Origin of the sequence: Cupriavidus gilardii, from assembly GCF_013314895.1 — a bacterium.
Classification (GTDB): Bacteria; Pseudomonadota; Gammaproteobacteria; order Burkholderiales; family Burkholderiaceae; genus Cupriavidus; species Cupriavidus gilardii_C.
The window spans coordinates 129,505-137,459 of record NZ_JABTYE010000017.1 but is presented as its reverse complement, the minus strand read 5'-3'; the positions used below and the strand labels follow the sequence as shown (position 1 = coordinate 137,459).

2 protein-coding genes and 4 pseudogenes are annotated in these 7,955 nt (G+C 64.6%); 2 read left to right on the top strand and 4 right to left on the bottom strand.

Annotated features, from left to right (window positions below; all coding sequences use genetic code 11):
- Positions 1–280, top strand: a pseudogene (locus HTY53_RS17405) (Rieske 2Fe-2S domain-containing protein); the annotation flags it as partial.
- Between the two features lie 162 nt (positions 281–442).
- Here the strand turns inward: HTY53_RS17405 and HTY53_RS17400 are convergent.
- Positions 443–628 (bottom strand): hypothetical protein, encoded by a 186-nt coding sequence (locus HTY53_RS17400; RefSeq protein WP_170265909.1) that lies wholly within the window; start codon positions 626–628, stop codon positions 443–445.
- A gap of 232 nt (positions 629–860) precedes the next feature.
- Between HTY53_RS17400 and dsbD the strand changes: the two are divergent.
- Positions 861–2,797 (top strand): annotated as a pseudogene (dsbD, locus tag HTY53_RS17390) (protein-disulfide reductase DsbD).
- A gap of 58 nt (positions 2,798–2,855) precedes the next feature.
- Here the strand turns inward: dsbD and HTY53_RS17385 are convergent.
- From HTY53_RS17385 to merA, 3 genes and pseudogenes are all read right to left on the bottom strand, one after another.
- Positions 2,856–5,793, bottom strand: a pseudogene (locus HTY53_RS17385) (Tn3 family transposase).
- A gap of 218 nt (positions 5,794–6,011) precedes the next feature.
- Positions 6,012–6,275 (bottom strand): annotated as a pseudogene (locus tag HTY53_RS17380) (DoxX family membrane protein); the annotation flags it as partial.
- Entirely contained in the window at positions 6,235–7,920 is a 1,686-nt protein-coding gene (merA, locus tag HTY53_RS17375; protein ID WP_062799379.1) for a mercury(II) reductase, read from the bottom strand. The gene merA and the pseudogene HTY53_RS17380, both read right to left, overlap by 41 nt.
- Positions 7,921–7,955 lie beyond the last annotated feature (35 nt).

Below are 7,955 nucleotides of genomic sequence, written 5' to 3'. Positions count from 1 at the left end.
TAGGCTTACTGATAGGCACAAGACTATCCCTTATTTTAAGAGAGTCCTCGTGTCCTCAGATACGTGGGGCCGCTCCACCTATCGCCCGGACGTCGGCGCGGCGGACTTGGGGGATGACTGGCCTGGTGGCTTTTTTTGCCCTTGCCATGGTTCCAAGTTTGACCTGGCCGGCCGCGTGTTCCGCAACGTCCCAGCGCCGCTCAATCTGGAGATCCCACCGCACGCGTATCAAGGCGAAACCCGTCTGGTGATCGGCCAGGATCGCAATGGAACCGGATGATGACTTACCCCGACAGTGCACTGCTGATCGTCCAACCCTGCGTTGTCAAGGAGGCGCCCATGAGTACCATATGTGTTATTGCCATCGTGCCCTCTGAGCTTTTGGAGAAGCTGGAGAAGCGCCTCGCAACCGTCCACGCGCCCGGATTGACCGCAACGAAAGTCAAGGGGTACGGCGAGTATCGGAATTTCTTCTCGAGCGATCTGACCACCCGTGCACACCAAGATCGAGATCTTCGCGGAGGAAAGCGACGTCGAGGCCATCACCAAAGCGATCATCGAGGTAGGACAATCCACCGTGCCAGGCGCCGGGATTGTGGCGGTAATCGCCGTCGAGAGGTTCTTGCATCTACACGTTCCCCCGGGAGCGTCAGTGGATACAGCCGAATGACCCGAATCGGCTGGTGCGTTGGGTGCCGGCGGGGATGAGCGCCCATGAATGCGGCGAGGCACAGATCGGCCGCAGGGCCAGATAACGATGCCCGTTGAACGGAGTTGCGGCGGCACGTGGCACCGGTCGGAATGCAAGTGGCACGAGCCGCGGCATTGCGTGGCCGGTAATTCAGTTCCAGAGGTGGGCTATGCAAACTGGCATGGCAGTGGCGCGTACGGGCGACACCGGGCGAGTATGGCGCTTGGCTCCGGGGCAATTCCTCCTGGGGCTGCTCCTCGTCACGTGGCTCTGTATCGCGGGCGCCGCTGGCGTTTCCCGCGCCGTGGGCGAGGAAGATCTTCTGCCGCCTGAGCGGGCCTTGCGCTTTGCGGCCCGGCAACTCGACGAACACGCCATCGAGGTGCACTTCGACATCGCGGACGGCTATCACCTCTACCGTGAGCGATTCGCCTTTGCTGCCCGGCCGGCAGGGGTGAAGCTCGGTACACCTGTGCTTCCACCAGGGCAGGTTAAGTACGACGAGGCGTTTGGCAAGGAGATGGAGATCTACCATGGTGGCGTCAAGATTCGCGTGCCAGTGGAGGTCACTCCTGCGGATGGCGAATGGACGCTGGTCGTGACATCGCAAGGCTGCGCCGACAAGGGAATCTGTTATCCACCGATGGAGAGCGTATACAAGGTGGGCGGCAGCCCGCTCGGCGGGCCTATTTGATAAGCGCGAGGGTGGCACGCCAATGGCGATGCTTGTGCCACCGACTGCAGTAACCTCTCCCGGAGCGGGCGAATACCAGGGCGGGCATGCGATACCGGAGATCGTGCCACATGGCGATGACGGCGACCGCATCATTCGCGCGCTGACCAGCCACCAGCTTGGGGCAATCGCGCTGCTCTTCCTCGGCTTCGGCCTGCTGCTGACGGTCACGTCGAGCGTGCTGCCGATGGTGCCGATCCTTTGGTCCATCGTCGTGGGCGAGCACGTGACACGCAGCCGTGCGCTGATCATCTCGCTAGACTACGTGCTCGGCTCGGCGGTAGCCTATGCCGGCGTCGGCATGGCCACCGGGTGGCTCGGTGAGAGGGTCTTGACAGGGCTGCTGACGCCCTGGGCGCTCGGGGCCTTCGCCACGTTGCTCGTGGCCCTGGCGCTATCGATGTTCGGGCTCCGCGCGCTGCTGCGGCAGCCCCGATCGACGACATCCGCACAGCAGCTGGATCGTCGGGCTGCCGCAGCACTGGGGGCGATGTCCGCGTTGGCCGTCGCGCGCATCATGCCGGCGCCGCTATCGAGCACGCTCGCCTATCTCGCACGAACCGGTGATGCCATGACCGGAGGCGGTGCGTTATTCGCATTGGCGATCGGCATGGGGTTGTCGCTGGTGCTGGCCGGCGTCGCCGCCGGCAATCTCCCGCCGCGCGCCGGGCACTGGCTGGAGGTGACCAAGCGTTGCCTTGGCTTTCTGCTGCTGGGCGAGGCGAACTTGGGTGATCACCCCGCTATTGCCACCCTGGGCCGTGATGGCAACGTGGGCCGCTCTGCTGCTGATCGCCGCAGTTTTCCTGGGCGCCTTCGATTCGCTTGGCCCCAAACCGCATGGCGTGGCCCGGCTGGGCAAGGGCCTGGGCCTGATCGCCGCGCTGGCGGGAACCATCCTGTTGGTCGGGCTGGCGTCGGGCGGGCGGGATCTGCTGCAGCCTCTGTCGCACCTGCGCACTCGCCAGTCGTCGCCAGCCACCGCCGCCGACCACGCGGTGGTGCACTTCGCGCGGATCCGCTCGGTGGCCGAGCTCGACGCACGTCTGGCGCAGGCCGTTGCGGCCCGCAAGCCGGTACTGCTCGATTTCTATGCCGACTGGTGTGTCAGCTGTAAGGAGATGGAGACGACTTTCAGCGATCCCGGAGTTCAGACGCAGTTGGCCGGGGTTGTCGTACTTCGAGCTGATGTGACACAAAACAACGCCGACGACAAGGCGTTGCTAAAGCGCTTCGGCCTATTCGGGCCGCCCGGCATCATCTTGTTCGGCGCCGATGGGCGAGAGAGCCCGGTGCGGGTCATCGGCTATCAATCCGCATCGCGTTTCCTTGATAGCCTCGAGCGCGCCTTCGGTAAGGAAGGCAGGCCCTAAGGATGACATCACCGACTCCAACCCGCGAGGATAACGGCACAATCCGAAAAAAAATGGGCTATGCAGTGCGCCACTGCGATGGTGAGTCCGGCGTGCTCGTCGCACTCGGCAGCAGCCGATGGGCGTAACGTGCAATCGGAAAATCGAAAGTACCACGCAAATTGATGCCTTCCAGACGAGTCGGCGCAATCTGGCGCAAATCCTCGGCACGCATGGATTCGCCGCCGATGGCCTCAATCGCGTCCAGCGCGCGCTGCATGTGCAGCGTGTTCCAGGCCATCACGGCATTGGACAACAAGGTCAGAGCCGACGACACCGCCGCCAGCGACGCATCGTGCCGGGTCAATTCCAACGGAATCTTGCCATAGTGGATGGCCCGCTGCACCGTGTGGACCGCCTCGCCGCGGTTCAAGGCATGCTGCATCTCATGGCGGAACGCGGGATTGGTGAAATAGTCGATGAGGAAGATCGTGCGAAACAGCCGCCCGAGATGCACGCCAGCCTCATAGATGGGTTGACTTTTCGCCGCTGCACCGAAACGCATCAGGGCCTGCACTGCCGTACATTGCCCCGCTTTGCACCGATGCCGCGATCCGGACCAGTTCGTCCCAGGCACGTTCGATCAAGACCAGCCGGACATCCGCGTCCGCCACCGCAGCCAATTCCGCCGGTATCTCGTGATCCCTGGGCACATGCAGGCGGCGATCGCGCAGGTGGGCAAGCCGCGGGCAGAGATCGAAGCCAAGTAGCCGGGACAGGCTCATGGCGAAATCGGTGTAGCCATGGGTATCGACCGCTAGTTGTGCCACGTCTTCCGATCCGCTCTGGCGGATGACGCCCTCAATGGCGACACCGGCCTGCCGCTCGTTCAGTAGGATCGGCTGGTCATAGAAGATGCCCCAGCGGTCCCGGACATGCGTGTACATACCGATCGATGCCGTGCGCCGGCGCGGATCAGCCCGTGCCCGCCAGACTGTGCGCGTGGTCTCCAGCGACATCATGTCCGACGACGCCAGATCGGCGCGCCCCCAGTGCTGGGCGATCGGGTGCTGATGCATGAAGATCAGGACGGCATCGGCGGCCTGGCGCAGTTTGCGCTCGTCCGCGATGCGATGCATCATTTGCCGGATCGCGCTGGGCGACAACTCCGGCACCATCCGTGCGAGGTCCGCCGCCGACATTGAGGTGCCGTGCGCCAGCACTGCAGCGTAGATCATCAGCAGCTCGCTGCGCGAATGCGGTTCCCGACCCAGCAGGAGCCAGCTGAAGTGGGTGCTGCTGTCAATCTCCAGCAGGATTTCGGGCAATTGTCCACCGGGGTGCCGCTCGAACAGCGCGCGTCGCAGCGCCTCCACAGAGGCTTCCGGTTTCTTTGCCGTGAGCGGATCGATATGGATGGCGCTATCAATGTTCAGCTCCCCACGCTGGACTGCATCGCGCAACCTGGCGAGCCCCGCGTCCAGGTGCGCCACCACAGGATCGAGGAACGCCTTGGCGTCCTGCGGCAGCTTGAGATGACCGTAGAAATGGTTACGCCGGGCTTGCCAATCCTCTTTGGAGATGAGTAGGGCCGCCTGACTGCGGAAGGCGAAGCTGTGGTCCAGGAAGACCGAGCCATTGCGCAGCGCCACCCGCAGGGCAAACAGCGTCCCCCACTCGAAGGCGGCCAGGGCCCGCTTGCGATCCAAGCCCTCTAGTGCTGGCTGCCAGGCGCGTCCCAATCGAACCATCACCCGATCAGGGAGCCAGTCGGCCCTGCGCGCATAGAGCTTGCGCAGTACCTCCATTGCCTCGATCACCGGGTGGGCCGACTGTGCCGCAAATGGCAGATGAACCAGTCTGCCCAGCAAGGCACGGGATAGCCTGTGTCGCGACAGGAGTTGCGCGCGGATGAGGCTGGCACGGCTCGCTAGATGCTGACCAGCTGCCTCGTCAGCCAGATTGCTCAGTTGCTGACAGAGGGCATCCCTTGTCTGCGTCTCGTCTGCGACCAGCGCTTTGACGGCGGCAGCGAATTCCCCCAACTTGGTACCTGGGTCCGGTCGGCCCGCGTCAATTAGGCGTCCGGCATCGTTGACGCATTTGCGAATCCAGTGCCGCAGCATGGACGACAATTGATCCGTGGCCGCGCATAAGGCATAGCGTAAAAAGCAAGCCGATTCCAGGCGGCGGGACTGTTGCGCGACCCGCTTGCTGACCGACGCCGGGCGGTTGGCACAGCGCCGCGCATAGTGCCGCACCACCGCCTCATTGCAGGCTGCCGGCCAACCGCTGTGGATGCCCAGCTTGTACAGGCGGTCGATCTTGTCGAACAACTCGCCCATCTGATGGGTCGAATTGCGTAGCGGGACAGCCCACAGCCATTGTTGTAGGCTCGGCCGGTCGTTTTCTGGCCGCGGTAGCAGGGCACCCCACGCATCGAGGGAAACCTCGCCGTAGGCCTGCACCAGCGCGTCAGCCAGGGCCGACTCGAATGCCTCTCCGGCCTGGCTGATCAGCCGCTTCAGCGCTCGGTCATGCGGAATCAGGATGCGATGCTCGTAGAGCCAGCGCTTCAACTCGTGCAGCAGGTCACTGCGGCTCGGTTGCCCTGCCAGCCGCTCCTTGAGCCAGCGCGTCACGTAACGTCGCTGATGCTCTGCCATCGGGCTGAACCCCAGGGCTTGGTAGGCCAGCATCTGATGGTCCACCAAGGTATCGGTGCGCCCGTCATACAGCGCGCTCAGCGTGCCCATGTCCGGCGGCGTGATGCCGAGTTGCGCGCCCACAAAGGCCCAGAGGAATTTTGGCACCTGCTTGTAGGCATCGAGGGTGCGCCCCGTCATGCGGACAAAGCCAATGTGAACGGCACAGGCCAAGCGGTACAAATGGCTGCGCCGCGCATGGATCAGGGCCCGCTCTTTGGCGGAGAAGGTGAAGAACGTGGTAAGCTCAAACTCGCTGAGTTCGCGCGGAATCTGCCGCATGCCCAGATACGCCAGTTGCCAGTGATCCATCGCGCTCTCCCAAGCGTAAGACGGACCGCTGAGGTTATCGGCAATGAGACCGGGACGCAACGTTTCGACACAATAAGTGCGCTATGAGGCAATCGCGCCCAACTGGCGACAGTAGACAGCAACTTATTGATTTACTGGGGTATTTTCCCGGACGCCGCCCGGAAACCCGCGTGAATGCTAAGGGTGGCTACCCCGGTAAATTGCACCGAAATCAAGGGGACGCCGATCACCGCCGTCATGCCGAGCAGGACCATCCCCACGGCGCGGGTCGCTAGTCCCAGCAACAGCAGAGCTGGGGCGGTCAGCTCGATTGACACCGCCAGGTAGGCCGCAGACTTCGAGGGCACCAGCGGCACCCGGTAGTCCCCGCGGAACAGTTCGAGGGCGGTATTCCAGTTGGCCAGCTTGGCCATCGCCGAGTTCCAGACGGTTGGCTTTTTCTCAACCCGCACAGCAAGACAGTTGCGTGACGTCCTTGGCAAAGGTCTGCGCCGCGAGCTTCAGCCCCTCGACCATCGTCAGGTATGGGAACAAGTGGTCGGCCAGCTCTTGCACGGTCATCCGCGCCCGGATCGCCAGCGCCGCCGTCTGGATCAGCTCACCCGCTTCAGGCGCCACCGCCTGCACGCCGATCAGGCGGTCCGATCCTGCCTCGGCAACCAGCTTGATGAAGCCGCGCGTGTCGAAGTTGGCCAACGCGCGCGGCACATTGTCGAGCGTGAGCAGGCGGCTATCGGTCTCGATGCCGTCGTGGTGCGCTTCCGCCTCGCTGTAGCCCACGGTGGCGACCTGCGGGTCGGTGAACACGACCGCCGGCACGGCGCTCAGATCAAGCGCGGCATCGCCTCCGGTCATATTAATCGCCGCGCGGGTGCCGGCCGCCGCGGCCACGTAAACGAACTGCGGCTGGTCGGTGCAGTCGCCGGCGGCGTAGATGTGTTGCGCGGTGGTTCGCATGCCGTTGTCGATGACGATGGCGCCCTGCGCGTTGACCGTCACCCCCGCCGCCTCCAGTGCCAGCTCACGCGTGTTCGGCGCGCGGCCGGTGGCGATCAGCAACTGGTCGGCGCGGATTTCGCCGTGCCCGGTAGTGAGCACGAATTCGCCGTTCGCGTAGGCCACTTGGCTGGCCTGCGTGTGTTCCAGCACCGTGATGTCCTCGACACGGAAGGCGGCCGTGACGGCCTCGCCGATGGCCGGATCCTCGCGGAAGAACAGCGTGCTGCGGGCCAGGATCGTGACCTGACTGCCGAGCCGGGCGAAGGCCTGCGCCAGCTCCACGGCCACCACCGACGAGCCGATCACGGCCAGCCGCTTAGGAAGGATGTTGCTGGCCAGCGCCTCGTTCGAGGTCCAGTACGGGGTGTCCTTCAGACCGGGGATCGGCGGCACAGCCGGACTGGCACCAGTAGCGATCAGGCAGCGGTCAAACGCCACCTCGCGCTCGCCGCCTTCGGCCAGGCGCACGCTCAAGGTGTGTCCGTTCTGGAAGCAGGCCTCGCCGCGCAGCACCGTGATGGCCGGCGTGCTCGCGAGGATGCCCTCGTACTTGGCGTGGCGCAGCTCATCGACACGCCCCTGCTGCTGGGCGAGCAGGCGCTCGCGCAGGATCGCCGGTGGCGTGGCCTGGATGCCCCCGTCGAACGGGCTTGCGCGGCGTAGATGGGCAATGTGGGCCGCGCGGATCATGATCTTGGACGGCACACAGCCAACGTTGACGCAGGTGCCGCCGATGGTGCCGCGCTCGATCAGGGTCACCTCGGCGCCTTGCTCGACGGCCTTGAGGGCCGCCGCCATCGCGGCGCCGCCGCTGCCGATGACGGCGATGCGAAGCCCGCAGCCTTCGCCTGCGGATTTCTCACCGCGGCCCAGCCAGCCGAACGCCTTGTCGAGCAGGCTGCCGCGCTTTTCCGCCGGCGGGGCCTCGGCGAGCATGGCCCGGTAGCCGAGTCCGGCCACGGCGCCAGTCAGCGCATCTGGCGACGTGCCGGGTTCGGCGGCGATTTGCGCCGTCCCCTTCGGGTAGGACACGACCGCAGACCGCACGCCCGGCACCTTCTCCAAGGCATCCTTGACGTGGACGGCGCACGAGTCGCAGGTCATTCCAGTAATCTTCAAGTGGGTCATACCACAGTTCCAATGTTCACTTCGGCAGCGGCCAA

Bases quoted from the DNA above. Each gene is read 5' to 3' on its own strand.
- merA (WP_062799379.1), bottom strand. From the start codon at position 7,920: ATGACCCACTTGAAGATTACTGGAATGACCTGCGACTCGTGCGCCGTC.
- HTY53_RS17400 (WP_170265909.1), bottom strand. From the start codon at position 628: ATGCAAGAACCTCTCGACGGCGATTACCGCCACAATCCCGGCGCCTGG.